The organism is Thioalkalicoccus limnaeus (assembly GCF_041197575.1).
In the GTDB taxonomy this organism is placed as follows: domain Bacteria; phylum Pseudomonadota; class Gammaproteobacteria; order Chromatiales; family Chromatiaceae; genus Thioalkalicoccus; species Thioalkalicoccus limnaeus.
In genome coordinates this window covers 16703-36519 of sequence record NZ_JBDKXB010000013.1, presented here as the reverse complement: position 1 = coordinate 36519, position 19817 = coordinate 16703, and the positions used below count along the sequence as shown (strand labels likewise).

At 63.7% G+C, this 19817-nt stretch carries 15 protein-coding genes and 4 pseudogenes; 7 read left to right on the top strand and 12 right to left on the bottom strand.

Annotated elements, in window-relative coordinates:
* Positions 1-55: 55 nt before the first annotated feature.
* Positions 56-2413, bottom strand: a complete 2358-nt coding sequence (locus ABC977_RS10940) for a phosphoketolase family protein (RefSeq protein ID WP_369667298.1) — start codon at positions 2411-2413, stop codon at positions 56-58.
* A 202-nt stretch (positions 2414-2615) separates the two neighbouring features.
* Positions 2616-2708 (bottom strand): annotated as a pseudogene (locus tag ABC977_RS10935) (DUF1840 family protein); the annotation flags it as partial.
* On the opposite strand from ABC977_RS10935, the pseudogene ABC977_RS10930 reads away from it, so the two are divergent.
* A pseudogene (locus ABC977_RS10930) lies at positions 2681-2908 on the top strand (DUF6399 domain-containing protein); the annotation flags it as partial. The pseudogenes ABC977_RS10935 and ABC977_RS10930 sit on opposite strands and share 28 nt — an antisense overlap.
* Before the next feature lie 141 nt (positions 2909-3049).
* On the opposite strand, the gene ABC977_RS10925 reads toward ABC977_RS10930, so the two are convergent.
* Positions 3050-4051: a Fic family protein gene (locus ABC977_RS10925; RefSeq protein ID WP_369667297.1), complete on the bottom strand. Its 1002-nt coding sequence runs from the start codon at positions 4049-4051 to the stop codon at positions 3050-3052.
* Positions 4052-4375: 324 nt separating this feature from the next.
* On the opposite strand from ABC977_RS10925, the pseudogene ABC977_RS10920 reads away from it, so the two are divergent.
* The 3 genes and pseudogenes from ABC977_RS10920 to ABC977_RS10910 all read left to right on the top strand — a co-directional run.
* Positions 4376-4501 (top strand): annotated as a pseudogene (locus ABC977_RS10920) (hypothetical protein); the annotation flags it as partial.
* Positions 4502-4558: 57 nt separating this feature from the next.
* A complete protein-coding gene (locus ABC977_RS10915; protein WP_369667296.1) occupies positions 4559-4828 on the top strand; it encodes an AbrB/MazE/SpoVT family DNA-binding domain-containing protein in 270 nt (89 codons plus the stop codon).
* A pseudogene (locus ABC977_RS10910) lies at positions 4825-5139 on the top strand (type II toxin-antitoxin system VapC family toxin); the annotation flags it as partial. The gene ABC977_RS10915 and the pseudogene ABC977_RS10910, both read left to right, overlap by 4 nt.
* A 26-nt stretch (positions 5140-5165) precedes the next feature.
* Here ABC977_RS10910 and ABC977_RS10905 read toward each other — a convergent pair.
* The 4 genes from ABC977_RS10905 to ABC977_RS10890 all read right to left on the bottom strand — a co-directional run bounded on the left by ABC977_RS10905 (position 5166) and on the right by ABC977_RS10890 (position 7782).
* Entirely contained in the window at positions 5166-5480 is a 315-nt protein-coding gene (locus ABC977_RS10905) for a DUF1840 domain-containing protein (protein WP_369667295.1), read from the bottom strand.
* 214 nt (positions 5481-5694) lie between these two features.
* Positions 5695-6063 (bottom strand): HPF/RaiA family ribosome-associated protein, encoded by a 369-nt coding sequence (locus ABC977_RS10900; RefSeq protein ID WP_369667294.1) that lies wholly within the window; start codon positions 6061-6063, stop codon positions 5695-5697.
* Between the two features lie 25 nt (positions 6064-6088).
* The gene (locus ABC977_RS10895) at positions 6089-7405 is read right to left on the bottom strand and encodes a DUF2254 domain-containing protein (protein ID WP_369667293.1); all 1317 of its coding nucleotides are present in this window, start codon (positions 7403-7405) and stop codon (positions 6089-6091) included.
* 29 nt (positions 7406-7434) lie between these two features.
* Positions 7435-7782 carry a hypothetical protein gene (locus ABC977_RS10890; protein ID WP_369667292.1) on the bottom strand — a complete coding sequence of 116 codons (348 nt, stop codon included), beginning with the start codon at positions 7780-7782 and terminating at the stop codon, positions 7435-7437.
* Positions 7783-8554: 772 nt separating this feature from the next.
* On the opposite strand from ABC977_RS10890, the gene ABC977_RS10885 reads away from it, so the two are divergent.
* The 3 genes from ABC977_RS10885 (at position 8555) to ABC977_RS10875 (ending at position 13424) form a co-directional block, all read left to right on the top strand.
* On the top strand, positions 8555-10435 hold the full coding sequence (locus ABC977_RS10885) for a putative bifunctional diguanylate cyclase/phosphodiesterase (RefSeq protein ID WP_369667291.1): 1881 nt from the start codon (positions 8555-8557) through the stop codon (positions 10433-10435).
* 125 nt (positions 10436-10560) lie between these two features.
* On the top strand, positions 10561-12801 hold the full coding sequence (locus tag ABC977_RS10880) for a PAS domain S-box protein (RefSeq protein ID WP_369667290.1): 2241 nt from the start codon (positions 10561-10563) through the stop codon (positions 12799-12801).
* The gene (locus tag ABC977_RS10875) at positions 12801-13424 is read left to right on the top strand and encodes a response regulator transcription factor (protein WP_369667289.1); all 624 of its coding nucleotides are present in this window, start codon (positions 12801-12803) and stop codon (positions 13422-13424) included. Before ABC977_RS10880 ends, ABC977_RS10875 begins: the two co-directional genes overlap by 1 nt.
* Before the next feature lie 89 nt (positions 13425-13513).
* Here the strand turns inward: ABC977_RS10875 and ABC977_RS10870 are convergent, their stop codons facing one another.
* From ABC977_RS10870 to ABC977_RS10850, 5 genes are all read right to left on the bottom strand, one after another.
* Positions 13514-14893 carry a mechanosensitive ion channel domain-containing protein gene (locus ABC977_RS10870; RefSeq protein ID WP_369667288.1) on the bottom strand — a complete coding sequence of 460 codons (1380 nt, stop codon included), beginning with the start codon at positions 14891-14893 and terminating at the stop codon, positions 13514-13516.
* A gap of 201 nt (positions 14894-15094) precedes the next feature.
* Positions 15095-15928, bottom strand: a complete 834-nt coding sequence (locus tag ABC977_RS10865; RefSeq protein WP_369667287.1) for a Crp/Fnr family transcriptional regulator — start codon at positions 15926-15928, stop codon at positions 15095-15097.
* A gap of 375 nt (positions 15929-16303) precedes the next feature.
* Positions 16304-17368, bottom strand: a complete 1065-nt coding sequence (corA, locus tag ABC977_RS10860; RefSeq protein ID WP_369667286.1) for a magnesium/cobalt transporter CorA — start codon at positions 17366-17368, stop codon at positions 16304-16306.
* A gap of 1176 nt (positions 17369-18544) precedes the next feature.
* Positions 18545-18961, bottom strand: a complete 417-nt coding sequence (locus ABC977_RS10855) for a PRC-barrel domain-containing protein (RefSeq protein ID WP_369667285.1) — start codon at positions 18959-18961, stop codon at positions 18545-18547.
* A 506-nt stretch (positions 18962-19467) separates the two neighbouring features.
* The gene (locus ABC977_RS10850) at positions 19468-19683 is read right to left on the bottom strand and encodes a DUF3185 family protein (protein WP_369667284.1); all 216 of its coding nucleotides are present in this window, start codon (positions 19681-19683) and stop codon (positions 19468-19470) included.
* Positions 19684-19817 lie beyond the last annotated feature (134 nt).

Sequence of the window (19817 nt, the reverse complement as noted above, 5' to 3'; positions counted from 1 at the left end):
GCCGGGCAGGGCGCGGACACTGCCCAGGTGGCCATCGTCCGGTCGGCCTTTCACGTTACAGCCATTTCCAATCCCGAATCTCCGGCAGATCCTGGCCATGTTCGGCGATATAGTGCTTGTGCTCGATGAGTTTGTCGCGAATGGCCTGCTTGGCGTAGGCGGCCCGGTGACCGAGTCGCGGCACCCGATCGATAACGTCGGCGACCAGGTCGAAGCGGTCCAGATCGTTCTTGACCACCGTGTCGAAGGGCGTCGAGGTGGTGCCTTCTTCCTTGTAGCCGCGTACATGCAGGTTGTCATGGTTGGTGCGGCGATAGGTGAGCCGGTGGATCAGCCAGGGATAGCCGTGATAGGCGAAAATGATCGGCTTGTCGGTGGTGAAGAGCAGGTCGAAATCCGGGTCGCTCAGGCCGTGCGGGTGTTCGCTCGGCGGCTGGAGCTTCATCAGGTCGACCACGTTGATGACCCGGATCTTCAGGTCTGGAACATGCGCGCGCAGCAGGGCAACCGCGGCCAGGGTTTCGAGTGTTGGTACGTCGCCGGCGCAAGCCATGACGACCTCCGGTTCGCCGCCCTGGTCGTTGCTGGCCCAGGGCCAGATGCCGATGCCGGCAGTGCAGTGCTTGATCGCGGCGTCCATGTCGAGCCATTGGGGTGAGGACTGTTTTCCGGCCACGATGACATTGACGTAGTTGCGGCTGCGCAGGCAGTGATCCGTCACCGAGAGCAGGGTGTTGGCATCCGGCGGCAGATAGACCCGGATGACCTCGGCCTTCTTGTTGATGACATGGTCGATGAAGCCGGGATCCTGATGGCTGAAGCCGTTGTGATCCTGACGCCAAACATGGGATGAGAGCAGATAGTTGAGCGACGCAATCGGCCGCCGCCAGGGGATGTCGTTGCACACCTTGAGCCACTTGGCGTGCTGGTTGAACATGGAATCGATGATATGGATGAAGGCCTCGTAGCAGGAGAAGAAGCCGTGACGGCCGGTCAGCAGGTAGCCTTCGAGCCAGCCCTCGCACTGATGCTCGCTCAACATCTCCATCACCCGGCCATCGGGTCCGACATGCTCGTCACCCGGGATCACTTGCGCGACGGAACAGCGATCCGTTACCTCGAACACCGCGTCCCAGCGGTTGGATGACGCCTCATCCGGGCTGAAGACGCGAAAGGTCTGCGGATTGAGCTGGATGACGTCGCGGATGAAGCGGCCCTGTACGCGGGTCGCCTCGGCGTCGACGCCGCCCGGCCGGGGCACGTCCACCGCGTGGTCCCGGAAGTCCGGCATCCGCAGATCGCGCAGCAGCAGGCCGCCGTTGGCGTGCGGATTGGCGCTCATGCGCCGCTCGCCTTGTGGTGCCAGGGCCGCGATGTCCGCGTTGAGTCGGCCGTCGGCGTCGAACAGATCCTCCGGGCGATAGCTCCCCAGCCAGTCTGCCAGGATCTCCAGATGTCCCGGCTGCGTCATGTCGGCCATCGGTACCTGATGGGAGCGAAAGCTGCCTTCGGTCGCCTTGCCGTCCACGCTCTCCGGCCCGGTCCAGCCCTTGGGTGAGCGCAGGATGATCATGGGCCAGCGCGGTCGGGTGTCGAAGCCGAAGGCGCGGGCGTCGTTCTGGATGCGCTGGATCTCGGCGACCACCGTATCGAGCGTGGCAGCCATGAGCTGGTGCATCGCCGCGGGATCATCGCCCTCGACGAAAAAGGGCGCGTAGCCATAGCCGTTGAACAGCGCCTCCAGCTCATCGCGCGGGATGCGTGCGAGCACCGTGGGGCCGGCGATCTTGTAGCCGTTCAGGTGCAGGATGGGCAGCACGGCGCCGTCGTGGATGGGGTTGAGGAACTTGTTCGAGTGCCAGCTCGTGGCGAGCGGGCCGGTCTCCGCCTCGCCATCGCCGACCACGCAGGCGACGATCAGCTCGGGATTGTCGAAGGCCGCGCCGAAGGCATGCGACAGCGCATAGCCCAGCTCGCCGCCCTCGTTGATCGACCCCGGCGTTTCGGGCGCGACATGACTGGGGATGCCGCCGGGAAAGGAGAACTGCTTGAACAGCCGCCGCATCCCGTCCTCATCCCGGGCGATGTTCGGATAGACCTCGCTGTAGGTGCCTTCCAGGTAAGCGTTCGCTACCATCGCTGGTCCGCCATGCCCCGGCCCGGCGACATAGATCATGCTGAGATCGTTGTCCTTGATGACGCGGTTGAGATGTGCGTAGACAAAGCTCAGGCCCGGTGTCGTGCCCCAGTGGCCGAGCAGGCGCGGCTTGATGTGCGATGGCGCCAGCGGCTCTTTCAGCAGCGGATTGTCGTAGAGATAGATCTGTCCGACCGAGAGATAGTTCGCCGCGCGCCACCAAGCGTCGAGTTTGCGCAGGCGTTCGGGGTCAAGGGTTTGGGTTGACGTGGTCATGGGCTGATTCCTGAATGGGCGGTGCGTAAAGGATGCCGCCCGGGGTTATGCCGCCTGCCCATGCAGCGGCCCGATGCGGCGGCGAGCGGACGCCGGAATTTGCGCTTCCGGGAGTTGCGAGCAGACACCTTTTCCGACCCGCCGGTCTGTGCGTTGCGGAACATAGGGCTGCGGCGCCGCCGGGCTCATCGCGGCATGACGATCAGACGTCCCACATGACGTTTTCGTGCTCCGCGGCAGCCGCGGTGAGCAACTCGATCAGAGGCAGTGCCCGATGCGCGAGGCTCATGTGCCGGCCGTCCTCGCCATCACTCGCCGTCGCGTCGGTTGGTGAACGCACAGGTCGAGGAGGTCGCCAGCGCCTGCGCCGATCTGTTCCAGCGCAGCAGCTTCTGTGTAGAAGGACGCAACGGCCAACTGTCGCTGCATCATCACGGACGCCATCGCCTGAGCGACCGCAAGCTCGCCGCGCTCACCGCCGTACACAATTTTCACATCCGCCGTGCCGATGGCAGGACGGCCGCCGAGCGCCTCTTCGGGCGAATACACCCCGCCTGTTCGAGCGGCTCCTCCTGCGCGTGCCCCTGCCGCCGCGACCGCGACGACGCCGAACGCGCCCGCCTAAACCCGCCTACCTCATGCCGGTCGCGGCCTGACAGCGGTGGCCGGAATTATGAGCAAGGCCCCCTTGTCGGTCAGGCGGTATTTCTGTTTGCTGCTGCGTGGCTTGTCGGTGATGGTCATCTCAATCAGACCGGCATCCAGAGCTGGGAGCAAATAGGCCTTTCGGAAATGTTCATCGTCTTTCAGCCCGAGCGCCTCTTTGATCTGTTGCCGGGTCATCTCTCCAGCAAGAACTGAGAGCAGTTGCACTGCCGGGGTGACTTCCTGTGTAACTTCCGGGGTCGAACTGGTCACCGTATCCAGGATCATCCGCAGCATGAAGGCGATGAACGGGGCGGAATCGGTCGTTTGGGTGCTGTCCTGAATAGCCCGATAGTACTCGGCTTGGTGCTCGAAGATCAGGCTTTCCAACGGGATGTCGGCGAACAGAGGATTCCAGCGGGCCAAGATCAGGCTTTGCCACAGCCGCCCCATGCGGCCGTTGCCATCGGCGAAGGGGTGGTTGAATTCGAACTCGTAGTGAAAGACCGAACTGGCGATGAGCGGATGAGCGTCGGTGACGGCCAGCCAGCCAAACAGGTCGTTCATCAGATGCGGCACCCGGTGGGCGGGCGGGGCCATGTGGAGCACCTCCACACCGCCATGCCGATAAAGCCCTGCCTCGGCGATCAGGCCGGACATCAGAATCCGGTGCGCCTCCAGCAAGTGCTTTTCCACACCGGGCTTCCAGGTTTCTAGCCGGTCGTAGGCAGCCAGGGCGTTGTTCACCTCCTGCACCTCGCGGGGCGGGGCGATAACCTGCTTGCCCTCCAGAATCGCGGTGAATGGCGCCTCGGTCAGGGAGTTGCCCTCGATGGCCAGCGAACCGTGAATGGTGCGGATGCGGTTGATGCGTCGCAGCCGCAAGGATCTCGCCGGATCGGTGAGCACGGTCAGCCGCCCGATGGCCTCGCTAATCGCGGCTACCCGGTTCAGGATCTCGGGGGGGATAGCGGGGGCGGGATGTGTGGTCAACGCCGAACAGCGGGGCTGCTGACGGGTGTCGGGCGCCGTGCAGGCGCGCGCGTTCCGGGGTGCTGGGGCTCGCATCTGCGGCGCAGCGTGCCGCCGGGAGGCGAGGGGGGCTGCACCGTTTCCTGCGATAGAGAGACGGCGGCTACCAGGAAACGCGCTGATCAAACTCGAAGTCGGGTTCGGGCTGTCGGGGGTGATCCCAGTCCAGCACCGGCGCCGGCACATCGTCCCAGGCAGGCGGTCCGCTGATCGCCCGCGGCTCGCGCTCCAGATATCAGCGCAGGCGCTTCGGCACCGACCGGACCCGTTGGCGCACGGGCAGTGGCGGGTTTCTTCGTCGGCCAAGTGATGAAGCAATCCCAGGACAGGGCCAACCCGGCGCAGGTGAATGTGCTCTTGAAGGAGAAGCCGTCACGCGCAACGCCGTTGCCGTTCGTTCAACGGCGTTGAACAGATGGCCGCGCGGGGATAAACTCCAGGCGTCAGCGCAGACTCTCGGAGAACGCCATGGCGACCATGACCCTCTCGGCTAAGCGGCAAGTCGTACTTCCCGCGGAGTTGTGCCAACAGATCGCGATCTATCCCGGTGCCCAGGTCCAGGTCCGCCTGGCAGAGGACGGAAGCGCTATCGTGATTGAGCCTGTCAGCGCAACAGCCAAGAAGCCGGCCTCTGTCTTGTTCGCCCGGGCCGTGCATCGCGGTACACCGGTGGCCATCGAGGAGATCCAGGGTGCCGTCAGTGCGGCGCGACTGGCGCAACGGCAAGACGACCCATGATCGCTTTAGACACCAACATCCTCGCCCGTGCCATCATCCAAGAACTCGACGCCGACGAGGCAACGCTAGCACAACAGCAGGCCGCTCGCGCCCTGCTGACCTCGGGTGAGGCCCTGTTCCTGCCGGTGACGGTGGTCGCAGAGCTGGAATGGGTGCTCCGAGGCGTCTACGACCTCCCCGTGCCCGAAATCCTATCCCTCCTCGATGACCTTTTGACAATCGACAACCTCGTGGTCGATCGAGCCGGCGCTGTCGCCCAGGCGGTCGAGGGCTATCGCCAGGGCATGGATTTCTCCGATGCGCTGCACCTCGCTCAGGCCAGGCCTCTGTCACCCGATCAGCCGTCCCACATCACGTTTTCGTGCTTCGCGGCAGCGGCCGTGAGCAGCTCGATCAGGGGCAATGCTCGCTGGGCGAGGCTGACGTGCCGGCCTTCCGCGCCATCATTCTCCGGGCCGTTGGTTGGATCGAGGTGCTCGTCCGGTTGCGCCTCGACCGCCGCCTTCAGATGAGCCAGTGCGGCCGGCACATCGTCGGCCATGAGGGCGCCGGGCGTCGTCCCGCTATGCCCCATCAGCTTGAGCAATTCGATGGCGACATCGCCGAACATCGTGATGTTGGCGTAGGCCTTGGTTTCAAATGTGATCAACATGGTCGCTAAACTCCTGTCCTGATGAAAGGGTCACCGCTCCCCCGGAAGGAGACGCTCAAACCCAGATCCACGGTGCGGGCAGAGTCGCCTAGGGCTCCCACCGCTTGCTGGTCCCGTAAGGATGCTGGAGGCGGCCAGCGACTTCATGGTGCGGACGACGGCTTGGAGATCACCGGCACGCTGGATCGTGTGCCGCACCTGGCGGTGGTGTCGCTCATCGCTCGTCCGGCGACGGCGCCGCGTCTAGGAGCGGGTCGGCTTGGCGATGGCGCTGATCGCGCAGCCGCCCGAGGATGCTCTCGATGGCGCCGGCCAACTTCTCCGCCGCGCCGTTGACGGCCAAGTCCATGGTCGCGGCCTGATGCGTGACGGCGATCGGCCGGCGGCCCTCGAGACGGGCTTCCATCATGCATCGCTTGTCGTCGTGGCCGCTCTTGTCACCGCTCTGATCGCTGAGGTGGACCTCCACGCGCGTGATGCGATCGCTGGCGTGACTCAGCGCCTGTTCCACGACGCCACGGGCCCACACGGCAAGGTCCTCAACCCCTTCGGTATGACGATCGGTATTGATTTGAATCTGCATGCGGTTCTCCTCATTCCATTGCGTTCTACTTGGTCTGGACGAAAGACAGTGGCCCCGCGACCAGGGCTTCGCGCACCCGCACCAACCGGTTCGCCAGCAGATCGCGGTCATGTGGGGACCTGATGCTGCGCTCGGCCGTCTCCGCAATCTCATCGATTTTCTGTCTCAGGACGTCCCGCCTGTGGGGGCTGAGGGTGACACCGGCGACGGTTTGCAGCGCGCCAAGCAGCCGCAACAGAACGGCGACATTCCCTTCGGCGTTCTGTCGAATCTGGTCGAAGGCAGCACCCAGCAGGCTATCGAAGCTCGGGCCGCGGGCCATCACGCGCAACACCCCCTGATCCCACCAATACGGCGACGGGATCCGGCGTGTTGCCAATCGGGTCAGGATCGCCGCCAAGTGGTTCACGCACATCACCGCGGTCGTGGTGTCGTTGATGCCAGGCGACAGCGCCTTCATGGCGACGTCAACGAGCTGGCGGATGCCGAAGGCGACATCCTCCTCCACCGTGCGCTGGCGACTGATGACGTAGACCGCGTTTAGTTTGGCCGTGGTCGCGTCGTCTAGGTCACCCGGATCGAGCAGTGAGACCAGCGGCGTGCCGACAACGACGAAATCCCCGACACCATGCTCCATCCGCAGGAGGGTCTCCAGGTCTCGGGCGACCTCCAGCAGCGCGTCGGCATCGAGCGTCTCGATGTAGCCGGTCTTGCGGGCCGGGAAGGCCAACCAGGGCTGTCTGGCATGCATGCTCGCCAAGGTGTTGTCCGCGCCTCTGTCGTCATCGTCTCCCCATGCCTCGGGAAACAGATCATCCACGGCCTCGAGCGTCTCCTGCGCGGCCGTCGCAACAATGCGCGACGCCTGGATGCTGGTCGCGATGTGATGAATGAAGTGAATCAGCACCGCGATGCCGACGAACGCGAGCATCAGGGCGACCAGCACCGCCAGTGTCGGGACGAAGGTTCCTTCGTCGCCCCCTCGAATCGTTCGCAGGACCACCAGGCAGTAGGCGAAGATGCCGACGAAGACGCCCAGCACCCACTGGTTGACGCGGTCGCTCATGAAGCTGCGAATGACGCGCGAGCTGTACTGACTGGATGTCAGCGACAGCGCCACGAGAGTGATCGAAAACACCAGCCCGGCCACCGTGATCATGGATGTGGCGACGGTCGTGAGCAGACCGCGGGCGCCGTCTGCGCTAGCGCCGAAGAGCAGCGGCCAGCGCATAGCCAGTTGTAGATCGACGCTTGTGCTCTTGTCCAGGGTGATCAGGATGATGGCCAGCGTCACAGAACCGACCACCATGAGGGCGGGGAGGAGCCAAAAGCTCGATCGCATCGATAGCCAACGAGAGCGGAGTTTCGTGATCAAGCGGTAGATGCTCCTGTAATGTGGCAGGTCTGTGGATTTGCCTCATCAAGCTCGGTCCGAATCGACCGCAGTTCGTCCACGCGACCCGCCCGGTTCGGCTTGGGGTCAGGCTGCAACTGGAACCCGGCCAGCGCCTCGCGGCCGCCGATGCCTTGACCCACTGGCGTCATCAGCGGCCCGCCGGCATCCGCCACCCTCATGCCTCGGACGAGCCCTGCGTGGCTGATCCCGCGCACATGCCGGGCATCCCTTTGCGCCAACACCTCGATGCGGATCCGGCCTTCCGACCCCGCGCGCAGCACCTGATAGATCGAGGGCAGAGGCGTCTCGAAGCGCAGATCCATCAGGCTACCGCGTACCGGGAATGATCAGACCACAATTGGCTGAACGGGTGTTCTGGTAGCTCTGGCCCAGGCCGGCTCCCAAGGCTTGCGCTTCAAGCGGTTCAACAGGTTATCTGGTCCGGTCGAAACCGGGCTCCTCGTCGTTCCCAGGGCCATAACCATTCATCATGCCGGGGCCCATCCCATCGCCCGGACCGTAGCTGCCTTGTGGCGGTTGGGCGAAAGCGCTGACGGTCATGACCGTTCCGACGAGAACGAGGGCAGCGGTCGATGTCGTGCGAAGGCTCATGCGTTTCATGGTCAAACTCCGGTCAGGATTTGTACGATTCTTGTCTCCGCAAGGGGCGAAACGCCCATCTGTCAGCATCCCACTAACACCCAATGCGATAGGCTTCTTCTAGTCTCACTGGCGATTTCTAGTCTCACTGGCAATCGCTGTCTGTACGCTGCCGCACCTTCGGCTTCTTTCGGTGCCTGACGCAACGGCAACAAGCCGTCGATTGCGCGGATGTTGCCAGCGATGGCGATGCGCATGGCGGTCTCCTACAGATCTGGGGCAATGCGCGAGCGCTCGCGCCATGCGGGAAGCAGCCTCATGAGGTTTCGGTTTTGCGTAGTATTACTGAGATGGCTGTCGGGTCACCCCGATAGGCAGATTGGGCGCTGGCGGCTAGACTCGAACCATCAGAATACGGTTGGCGTTCGCCAACCGGTAACGGACGGCGTGGTATGGATCCCACCCCTCGGAGGGATATGCCGATAGGAGACCGATATGGATCCTCACCGCGAAGGTACGCAGGATGGCGCGCACCTGGCCAGGGCCGCCGTGATGGCTCCGGACCTTCCGGAAGACCGCGCGACCCTGCAGCGGCTCCTGCGGGATCTGCGGACCCATCAACTCGAGCTCGAGCAGCAGAACGTCGCCCTGCGGGAGACTCAGCGTGCCCTGGAGATCTCGCGCGATCGCTATGCCGACCTCTATGATCGGGCCCCGGTCGGCTATTGCACGCTCGATGCACTGGGGGTCATCACCGAGATCAACCTGACCGCCGCAACCCTGTTCGGGGTGCCGCGTGAGCAACTCCTCGGCACCTCGCTGGCGCGCCGTCTGCCCGGGGGCCAGCGGCGTGCGCTGCGAGACCTGCTGCGGCGCGTCGCGGCGACCGGCCAGCACCAATGGGTCGAGGTGGCCATGATCCTGCAGCCCGGTGACGAGGCGCTGCATCTGCGCCTGGACTGTGGCCTCGCCCGCGCCGACGAGGGTGTCCGTTACCAGTGCGCGCTGCTCGATATCACCGAGCCGCGGCGGCTGCTCGATCAGCTTCGGGAGCGGGAGCGGCAGCTCGAACGTCTCGCCCACCAGGATCCGTTGACCGGACTGCCGAACCGCCCGGTGTTCGACGACCGCCTCAGCCAGGCGATCCTTCAGAGTCGGCGCACCGGTCGGAAGGTCGCCGTGTTCTTCGTCGATCTGGATCGCTTCAAGGAGATCAACGACACCCATGGCCACGCGGCCGGAGACGAGATTCTCAAGCAGGTGAGCGGCCGGCTGACCGGCCACTTGCGTGACGGGGATACGGTATCGCGGTTCGGTGGCGACGAGTTCACGCTGCTGATCGCGAACCTGGACACCAGTCGGGATGCCGCGATCATCGCCGAAAAACTGATCCACACGCTTGGCCAACCCTACCGGAACGGACGCCAGACCATCCCCTTGACGATCAGCGTCGGCATCAGCCTGGCGCCGGACGATGGCCACGACGTCGACGAACTGCTGACCAAGGCCGACACGGCGATGTATCTGGCCAAGCAATCGGGACGGGACGGCTTCCGCTTCTATACCGCGGCCATGACCGAGTTGGCCTGCAAACGGGTGGCCCTCGAACAGGACCTGCGCCAGGCGGTGACCAACGGCGAGTTCCTGCTGCACTATCAGCCGCAACTGGCCTTGGACACGCGGCGTTTGGTCGGGATCGAGGCGCTGGTGCGCTGGCAGCATCCGCGCCTGGGGCTGCTGCCACCGCAGCGCTTCATCCCGCTCGCCGAGGAAATCGGCCTGGTCCAGGAGATCGACGCCTGGGTTTTGCGTACGGCCTGCGTGCAACGCAAGCGCTGGCAAGGCGACGGGCTCGCCGACGAGATCCTGATGACCGTCAACGTCTCGAGCCGGTTACTGGAACGACGCGGGTTCCTCGCGGAGCTTGGCACCCTGCTGCGCACGCTGGAGCTGGATCCGCGCCAGTTGAGCCTGGATGTCACGGAGACGGCGATCATGGCCCACCCGGGCGAGTCCGTGGCGGCCGTGACTCAACTTCAGAACCTGGGCGTCGCGATCGCGATCGATGGTTTCGGCACTGGCTTTTCGTCTCTGAGTTACCTCCGGCGCCTGCCGGTCACCTGGTTGAAGATCGACCGCTCCTTCATCGCCAACCTGCCGGTGAGCGACGTCGACGGGGCCATTGTCCGCGCGATTCTCGCGTTGGGCCGGAGCCTGGGGCTTGGCGTCATCGCCATGGGTGTCGAAACCGAAGGCCAGGAGCGCTTTCTGAAGGAGCAGGGCTGTTCCCTGGGGCAGGGCTTTCTCTATTCCCCGCCGATCTCGGACCCGATCCCGGCCGCGAAACCGGCCGCCCTGGGTGGCGTGGGTGCCTAGTGCTTCGACAGGCGTTGTTACCCGTGATCCAAGACACGACATGGGCAGGGATAAGTGGCGCTGGGTGTCGTTTATCATGAGGAGGATCCGCGGAACGACGAGCCGGCCAGATGAGGAGGACGACCATGACGGACACGTCCGTACGGACCGCAGGGGTGGCGATGGCGAATGATCCAGGCGCCGGCTTTCAACGGGTCGAGGCCGTCGAGGCCCAGATACCGGAAGGCGCCCGCCCGGAGGACCGGCTGGCACAGCTTTGCCATGACCTCCAGGTCCACCAGATCGAGCTGGAACAGCAGAACCAGGAGTTGCGGCAGCTCCACGAGGTGCTGGAGGCGTCGCGCGAGCGCTACGCGGACCTCTATGATTTCGCGCCGGTCGGCTATCTCGTTCTGGATCGCGCCACCCGGATCCAGGCCGTCAACCTGACGGGCGCCAGCCTGCTCGGGGGCAACCGCGAGCGGCTCGTGGGCCGGCCGTTCGGTGGCCTGCTGCCCGGCGAGGACCGTCATCGGCTGCAGGCTCATATCCTGACGACGCTCGGCACGCGGGGGCACCGGACCGACGAGGTGCGCCTGCGCGCCAAGGATGGCCGCGAGCGCATCCTGATGCTCGAGAGCACTCCGGAGGGCGACGGCCCGGGCGACCTGGTGCGCACCATCGTCACCGACATCACAATGCGCCGGGCCGCCGAGCAGGAGCACCAGCGCCTCACCGCGCTGGCGGCCCAGGAACGGACCCGCCGGCGACTGATCGGCGGGCTCGAGCGCATCTCGGCGCCGGCCGCGACGGGCGCAGCACCGGAGACCCTGCTCGAGCGCACCCTCGATGAGATCCGCGCGCTGTTCGACGTGGATGGCGCCTGGCTCCTTTGGCCCTGCGATCCGGCGGCGACGATGCTGGAGGTCCACGCCGAGACAGGTCGTCTCGCGTCACCCGGGGTGGCCAAGGCCGGCCCGTTCATCGCATCCGCGCCGGCGCTGGCCGTGCTGATGGAGCGGGCCCTGCGGGACGGACCGGTCGTGACGCATTCGGGCGATCGGGTGGGCTGGCCGGCCGGCGAGCCCCTCGCGGCCTTCCCGCTGATCGCCGTCGCGGTGCGACCCGCGACCGGCCGGCCCTGGCTCCTGGGTCTGCATGGGTCCTACAGCGCCCGGAACTGGGACGATGAGGAGCAGGCCCTGTTGGCCGCCATCGCCGATCGTCTCGGCCAGATCCTGGACGGCCTCGGGATGCGTCAGGCCCTTGCCGAGAGTGAAGAACGCTACCGAACCGCCTTCGAGCAGGCCGCCGTTGGGATCGCGCATCTGGACCCAAGCGGCCGTTTTCTGCGTGTCAACCAACGGCTCTGCGCGATCCTCGAATCCCCGGAAGCCGCGCTACGGCAACGGACCTGTCACGAGCTGATCCATGCGCACGATGCCGCAGCCTTGGCGCGTCACCTCCATCAGGCCGGGTATCGCCTCGCCGGGACCGCCGATCGTGCTGTCGAGGTACGATGTCTGACGGGCCGTGGCGAGGCCCGGTGGTGCCGCCTGACGACCAGCCCAGTGCTCGATCGCGCCGGCCGTGCCCCCTATCTGATGTTGGTCGTCGAGGACATCCAGACCAGCAAGGATCTGGAGCAGCGGCTTCTCGAGCACCGCAATGCCCTGGCTCGAGTCGGTCGCACCAATTTCGTGAGTGCGCTCGCCGCGGGTGTCGCCCATGAGCTGAACCAGCCGCTGATGGCGATCAGCGCCTTTGCCGGGGGTGCCTGCGAGCGTCTGGACCGCTCCCCCGACGATACGGCCACGGCCCGCGAGTCCTTGCGTGAGATCATCGGGCTGGCCGACCGGGCCAGCGGTATCCTGAGACACCTGCGGGGCCTCGCGACCCAGCAGCCACAGGAACTGCGCGTACTGGATCTGAATGAGGTGGCTGTCGCAGGCCTCGAGATGATCCGGGCCGAGGCCCAAGAACGCGGCGTGATGCTGACCCGTCGCCTCGATCCGGATTCACCATCGGTCTTCGGCGATCCGATCCAGTTGGAACAGGTGCTGATCAACCTGCTGCTTAACGGTATCGAGGCGATGGCCGGAACCCCGGCCAGGCTCCGGCGTTTGCGGGTCCGGGTCTGTGTTGCCGCGGCCGGGCACGTGCAGATCGAGGTTGCCGATCGTGGCGGCGGGTTGCCCGCCGACGGCATCGAACGGCTGTTCGAACCCTTCTACACGACCAAGGACGGCGGCACTGGGCTCGGGCTCTTCATTGGCCACGCCATCGTTGCCGCCCACGGTGGACGGATGTGGGCGATACCGCGGCCCGGGGGTGGGGCCGTCGTCGGTTTCTCGCTGCCTGTGTACGAAGGGGGGGGGTGGGGCTGATGGCCATCGATGAGACCGCCAAGGTGTTTATCGTCGACGACGATCCCGATGTCCGGCGCTCGCTGTGCTGGCTGTTCGAATCGCTTCAGGTGCCGGTGGCGGCCTATGACAGCGCCTACGCCTTCCTCGCGGACCTCGAGCCGGATCAGGCCGGCTGCCTGGTGTTGGATCTGCGTATGCCCGGGATGGACGGCCTGGCCCTGCTAGAGGAGCTGCGTGCGCGTCACGCCTTCCTGCCGGTGATCATGGTCACCGGGTACGGCACCGTGCCGACGGCGACCCGCGCGATGCGATGCGGGGCGGTGGATTTCATCGAGAAACCGGTCAATCACCAGGATTTGCTCGACCGGGCGCGCCAGGCCCTGGAGCTGGATCGGCATCACCGTAAGTTGTTCGGTCCTTCGCAACGGACAGCCGCGTTGCTCGAGACCTTGACCGAGCGGGAACGGGAGGTACTCGATCTGATGGTGCAAGGCTCCTCCAACAAACAGATCGCCCGCGCATTGAATGTCGGGGTGCGCACGATCGAGACCCACCGCGCCAACCTGATGCGCAAGCTGGAGGCCGATTCGCTCGCGGCACTGGTGCGCATGACCTTGTCGTGGCGTCATCCGCGGTATTGACACGTAGCCGTCTTCTGCGCCGGCCCTATCCCTGGACCCGACCGCATCGCAGGCTGGTGCGAGGCGCCCCCTTGACCCCTGTGGCTTGTTCACGCCGTGCGCTTCTCCGAGGCGGCCGTGTCGGACGCCACCGGCAAGAGATTTTCCACCTCCTTTAAGGGCCCTGCCTCCCGTGCCTGCTCCTTGATGACGATTGATTCGCTGTACAAACCTGCCTCCGCTTTCGTCGACACGACTTCCAGCTCGGCGTGCCGCGATTCGGCGGGGAGCCGCTTGCCCGGCGCGTCCGTTGGTTTCTGGGCGCGCAAGGTGATGGGGATGCCTTGAGGAAAGACCACCTCGCGGGCCTCGTCGGGCATCGAAACACCTTGGTTCTGAAAGGCGCGCTTCACAAGCCGGATGACCGACGACCGCACCTTCTGTAGGCTGTGCTCGCGGCCGTTCAGCCAGAAGTAGACGCGCAGGTTGACTGTTGCGCTGCCGAGGCTGTCCGCCAGTACCGAGGGCTCCGGATCTTTCAGTACGGCTGGGTGGTCCGCCAGAACCTTGCGTGCAATCTCCTGGGCCTCGTTGATGGCATCGCCGTAGCCGATGCCGACAACAAAGTCTGTGCGCCGGTTGGCGTTCGTGGTGAAATTGCTGACGATCGTCTGGTAAACGGCGGCGTTTGGGATCTGCGCGAGGTTGCCATCGAGGGTCATCAAGATGGTCGTCCGCATGTTGAGCTGCTGCACATACCCAGTCACGCCGGAGATCTCGACCAGGTCGCCCGTCTCGAAAGGCCGCTGTATGCTAAGGAAGATGCTGGACAGGAAGTTCTCGGTGATGCCGCGGAATGCGATACCAAGGATCAGCCCGATCAGGCCGGTACCTCCGACCAGCGTCAACGCCAGTTGAGTCAGGCCCGAGACCCTCAGAATCATATAGACGCCACATAGGACGACGAGACCTCCCACCGCGCGAGCGATCACATTCTGCAGAAGTTTCGTCTGAATCCTTTTGCGGAGCAGGGCGCGGACCCCTCGGGTCGCCAACAGCGCGGTCCCCACCGATAGTGCCAGGATGAACAGTCCGAAAAGGACAAAAGGCATCGCGCGGATGACGTCGCGCCAGAGTGCGGCGATCCCGCTGGACGCCTGGCGAAAATCCCAGACCGACGGTTCCGGCACCTCGAGTCGGTTGGCAACGGCGACGACGTCCTGAGTATTGCGTGCCAGATCACCAGCCCATTTTTTCAGCTCATCGGACTCCGCTTGACCATTGAGAAAGACGACGCCTTCCTCGACCCTGACCTGCGGGTCGGTGAACCAGTCGGTAGTGTGCAACACGGTCTGGAGCCGCTTGCGGATCTCTTCGTCTTGCGCGACGGGTGTGACGTCAACCTTCGCGGCGACCGGCGAGAGCTCTTCCTTGGTGGGCGTGATCAGTTTCTGCGGCGCGCCTCCCTTGTCGACCGTCTCCTGCGCCATGACCGAGTGCATTACTCCGCCGCACAGGGATCCGAGCAATACCACCCGCACACATGGCCTGACTCCGCGGCGGAGCAAGCGTCGCATCCCGTCTCCGCTCCGGATCGTCAAGGTTCTAGCGGCACCGCATGGGGCCGCGGCCCGTGATCTGGCCGACACGCGGATCATGGCCGGGGATTGGCGACCGCGAAGCGGTACGGATCATTCGGCGATCACGTTGGGCAGAAGGCGATCGAACTCCTTTTTGACGACCTCGTAGCATTCGCAAACCCGTTCCTCCAGGCCCGGGCGATCCAGCACCCTGATATGGCCCCGGCTGTAGTGGATCAATCCGGCGCGTTGTAATTCTCCAGCCGCCTCGGTCACGCCCTCGCGGCGCACCCCAAGCATGTTGGCGATCAGTTCCTGGGTCATGCTCAGCTCGTCCGAGGGCAGTCGGTCGAGACTGAGCAGCAGCCAGCGGCAGAGTTGCTGGTCCACTGTGTGGTGCCGATTACAGACGGCGGTCTGCGCCATCTGTGTCAACATGGCGTGCGTGTAGCGCATCAACAGACGCTGCAGCGGCCCGGAGCGGTCGACCTCCTGTTTGAACAAGTGTCCCTTCAGCCGGTAAGCCTGACCGGCGCTCTGCACCACGGCCCGGTTCGGCATGGTCCCACCGCCGAGGAACAGGGCGATGCCGACGAGCCCCTCGTTGCCGACCACGGCGATCTCGGCGGACGCGCCGTCCTCCATCACGTACAGCAGGGACACGATCGCGTCGGTCGGAAAATACACATGAGAGAGGGAGCCGCCTGACTCGTACAGGGCCTGGCCTAGCGGCAGGGGGACCAGTTCGAGCAGTGGGAAGATCCGTCCCCGGCTGGATTCGGGCAAGACGGCGAGTAGATGGTTCTGCCCCGGTGTCGGAGCGAGCGCCCGTAACCCTCTCGTTCGTGGTTCAACCACGGTAATCGAGCGGGCGCCCACTCGATGCGGGGCAGCCGGATGGTGTACGCAGGATGGGTGGGTGATAGGGTTGGGCGTGATGGACATGGCCGCCTCCAAGATCATCGATTTGGAATTCCGTCGGGCCGAGTGGTGTGGTCGAAAAGGGCTCGATGAGAAGCCCTTTTCCCGACTACGATGGACTATGATGCTTAATATAGGAGGTCAGCCTGGGATAGAATATTGTGGCGACCCGGGGGACAGGTCCGTGGAAATACGGAGCAAGCGTAACTAGTCGCCGTTACGCTTGATACCTGGCTTCGGTATTGGCCAGGTTCGGCGCCGCCCTGGCGTGACTCGGCAGGGCGGCGCCTCGTTGCATGGCCCGGTCGTAACCAGCGTAACGGCTCTCCGCCGCAGCCTCCTCCATGGCCGCGCCGTCTTCTTCAGCCTGGTTTTTGCGCCAGTGGCGCAAGTCGTTCGCTACAACCAATGCCTTTTCCAGAAGAAGGCGACCAGTCCGAGCGCGATGGCCAGCATCAGCACGAGCACCGCGGGGTAGGCCCAGGGCCAGCTCAGCTCGGGCATGAACGCGAAGTTCATGCCATAGACGCCAGCGATAAAGGTCAACGGCATGAACAGGGTGGCGATCAGCGTGAGCATCTTCATCACTTCATTCAGGTGAATGCTGACGCTGGATTGATAGATGTCGAGCATGCTGGCCAACAGTTCGCGAAGGGTGTCGATGGTGTCCATGATGTGGACGCTATGATCGAAGACGTCGCGCAGGAACAACCGGGTTTCGGCTGAGATCAGCGGGTTCTCGTCACGCCACAGGCGGCCGAGCACCTCCCGAAGCGGCCAAACCGATTTGCGCAACATCAGCATCTCGCGCTTGAAGTGGTGAATGCGGCTCAGGGTCGCCGGGGTTGGTCGGGCGAGCAATTCGTCTTCGAGGTGCTCGATCTGGTCACCAATCTGTTCCAGTGCGACGAAATAGTGATCCACCGCGGCGTCGATCAGTGCGTAGACGAGGGCGTCGGTCCGCATGAGGCGCTGCTTGTGCACGTTGATCAACCGCTTGCGCACGCCGTCGAAGACGCTGCCCGGATACTCCTGCATCGATAGAACGAACTGCTGGCTGAGCACCAGGCTGAGTTGTTCCGAGTCGGTCTGCTGGCTGTCGGGATCGTATCGCAGCATCCGGAATACGATGTACAGATAGCCTTCGTAGTCTTCGACCTTGGGGCGCTGATCCGTATTGAGGATGTCCTCCATGACGAGCGGATGCAGTTGGAGTTTCTGGCCAAGCGCCTCGACCAGATCCGGTCGATGCACGCCGTCGACATGCCACCAGGTGACCTGATCGGCGCACGGGGCGGCAACGTATTGCGCGGGATCGTCGATACATTGATCCGACAGGCCGTCGCGGTCGTAGCGGATCACACGGATGGTCGGTGACAGGTCGGAGGGGCGGCCAATGTGTATCAGAGTACCCGGATCAGCACCGGCCTTCTTACTGCGTTTGACGATAAGCTTGCGTGCCATGAAGCCTCGCTATGGTCGACCCGCGCGCGGGCGGAGTGTTGAGCGTTGGGTTATCAACCCGATGCAGGCCCAATGTGGTGCCAAGACGCGCTCGTCTCCTGACTGCTGCGTGTCCAGCTCCCTGGCAGCAGACAGCAGACAGCAGACATAGAAACGGGCCTTTTAGCATTCATGAGGCGGCTGGGCCAGTGGTGTGGTCAGTATGTGAAGCGCGCACCCGCCACCTTGTTCCAAGGGCGTTTCTGGTCAACCTTGATCGAGGTCGATTGGACGAAGGTGCGGTCCAAAAAAAAGCCCGGCGGGCGCCGGGCTGAGAAGCATCTCATGATGAGAGAAGGGAGAACGCTGCAAAATTCGGCAACTTCCGTTGTTCTAAGAATGCTTGATTCTGTCAGCCGGCAGGCAAATCTCAACCGAGTCGATCGCCGACACGACCGATCAGTGAATACACAGGCCGCCTGTTGACGCGCTGGTTGCCTAGGCGGCTTCATCGCCGATCAAGAAGGCAACCACTGCGGCCCTGACCCGGGTTGCATCGTCCTGCGTGCCTTCGCGGTAAGGATCCATATCGGTCGCCTGTCGGCGTATCCCTTCAAAGGCTGGGATCGATACCGCGCCGACGATTACCCGCTCGCGAACGCCAACCGTATTCCGATGATTCGAGTCTAGCCGCCGGTGACGGATCCGCCTATTGTGGCGACCCGAAAGCCCACTCAGTAGTTTTACCGAAAAAACCGGCCAGGGCGAGGTGTCGCCCGCTTGCTCGCACCAAGTATCGCAAGGGGCTACAAGTCAAAGCTAAGCAAAGACGACGCTATCACCGACTAAAATTTTCGTTACTTTGTCCGAAAAATGTAGTCGGTGCGCTGGCAAACATAGTTCTGAAGCCTCCGTCAATCGGGGCCATCTGGATTCGCCGCGGTCGCGCTGAGGAATATGTGCGGAAGGGGGTTCGCGCTCATCGAATCGATCCGGTCGCGAGGATTCTTGTTGACTCTTACGGTGAGCAAAACGGGCTTTCGTATGTTTCCAAAGCGTCAAAAAAAGGGGTCGATAATGGTACAGCCAAAATCATCTCAACCAGTCCTACGATACCCCAAAACGCGAAAGCCTCAGGGGCCAACAAGCCCCTGCGGCTTCAGTTAGAGAACAATGCAACCTGGGCTATGCCATTGATCAGTCGCGCTTGTGCTCTGGTGTGTTCTTCAAGGTGTCCTCGGTGGCATTGACGTGAAAGACGTGGTTGCCGTCCTCATCCACGGTAGCTTCCACAGATTGCCAGTCGAGGGCCACGCTCTTCTGACCCATGCCCAGGAACCCGCCCACATCGACGATCGCAGCTACGACGCGTCCATCCTTATCCATGATCAGGTCGTTGATGCTGCCAATATCCTTGTCGCCCACCCGGCTCTTTAGGTTGGAGCCGATCACATCGTCGGCATAGAATGCATCGGCCGGCTTACCCGACTGGTAGGTCTCGAATGCTGTGTCGGACTTGCTCGAACGGTCGGTCTCGGCCGCGGAGACCGAGCCAAGCCCGAACGCGAAGGCGGGAACTAGTAGAGCCAAGGCCAGTGAAGTCAGTTTTCTCATGGGATCTCTCCGTGCGGAGTTCGACTGGCGGAATTGCCAGTCGGGGCATACCTCGTTGTAGCCCGCCTCCGCGCCACGCGGACCCCAGGCGCAGAGCAGGCGACTGGGGGAACCGATGGCGGTGGACCACAACGCTGTATGCAATGCGAAGCTACCCGCATTAACCAGTGTGTTCTGTACGGTGTCGCACATAGGGCGCGATCGAGTTGAAGCGGTGGAGCAGTGACTGGACCGTCGACCTAGGCGCAGCTATCCGATCGCCGCCGTCCTTGCCGCGCGTGACCCAGCACGGGATAGAAACAGATCACTGGGCAATGATGTCGGGTAGCGCGCGGCGAAACGCTTTGTTGACCGCCTCGGCCCAAGCGCTGACGACCCGAAAAGCCAAGGCGAAGTATCAGGAACAGATCATCGCGCTGCACGCCACGCGTCAGGAACGCGAGGGAGGACGTACGGCGCTCCAGTCCGCGAATGAAGACTGCTGGGGGGGTATTGCGAATTCCCCGCTAGTGGCTCGCGGATTTGCCGAACATCAGCAGTCCAAGCCCGGCCACCGCAGAGGCCGCGCCAAGGATCAGGAACCAGATGGTGGAGTCGGTGAAGCGGCCGGTAACGGCCTCCGTCACCTGATCGCCTAGGCTTTGGGATCCCTGATACGCAAAGAAAAGCAGGATCAAACCCACAACAAGCAACACAAGAGCCAAGATTCTATTACTTGCCATTGTAATCTCCTTCAGGTTGATGAGGGATCGTTATTCCGCTGTCAAGGATGGTGCTTTGGAGGGAAAGCTGGCATTGGCCACCGCGACTTTCGTTCGCGATGACAGATGGGCCTGCCGGCATCGGGGGTCCGGAT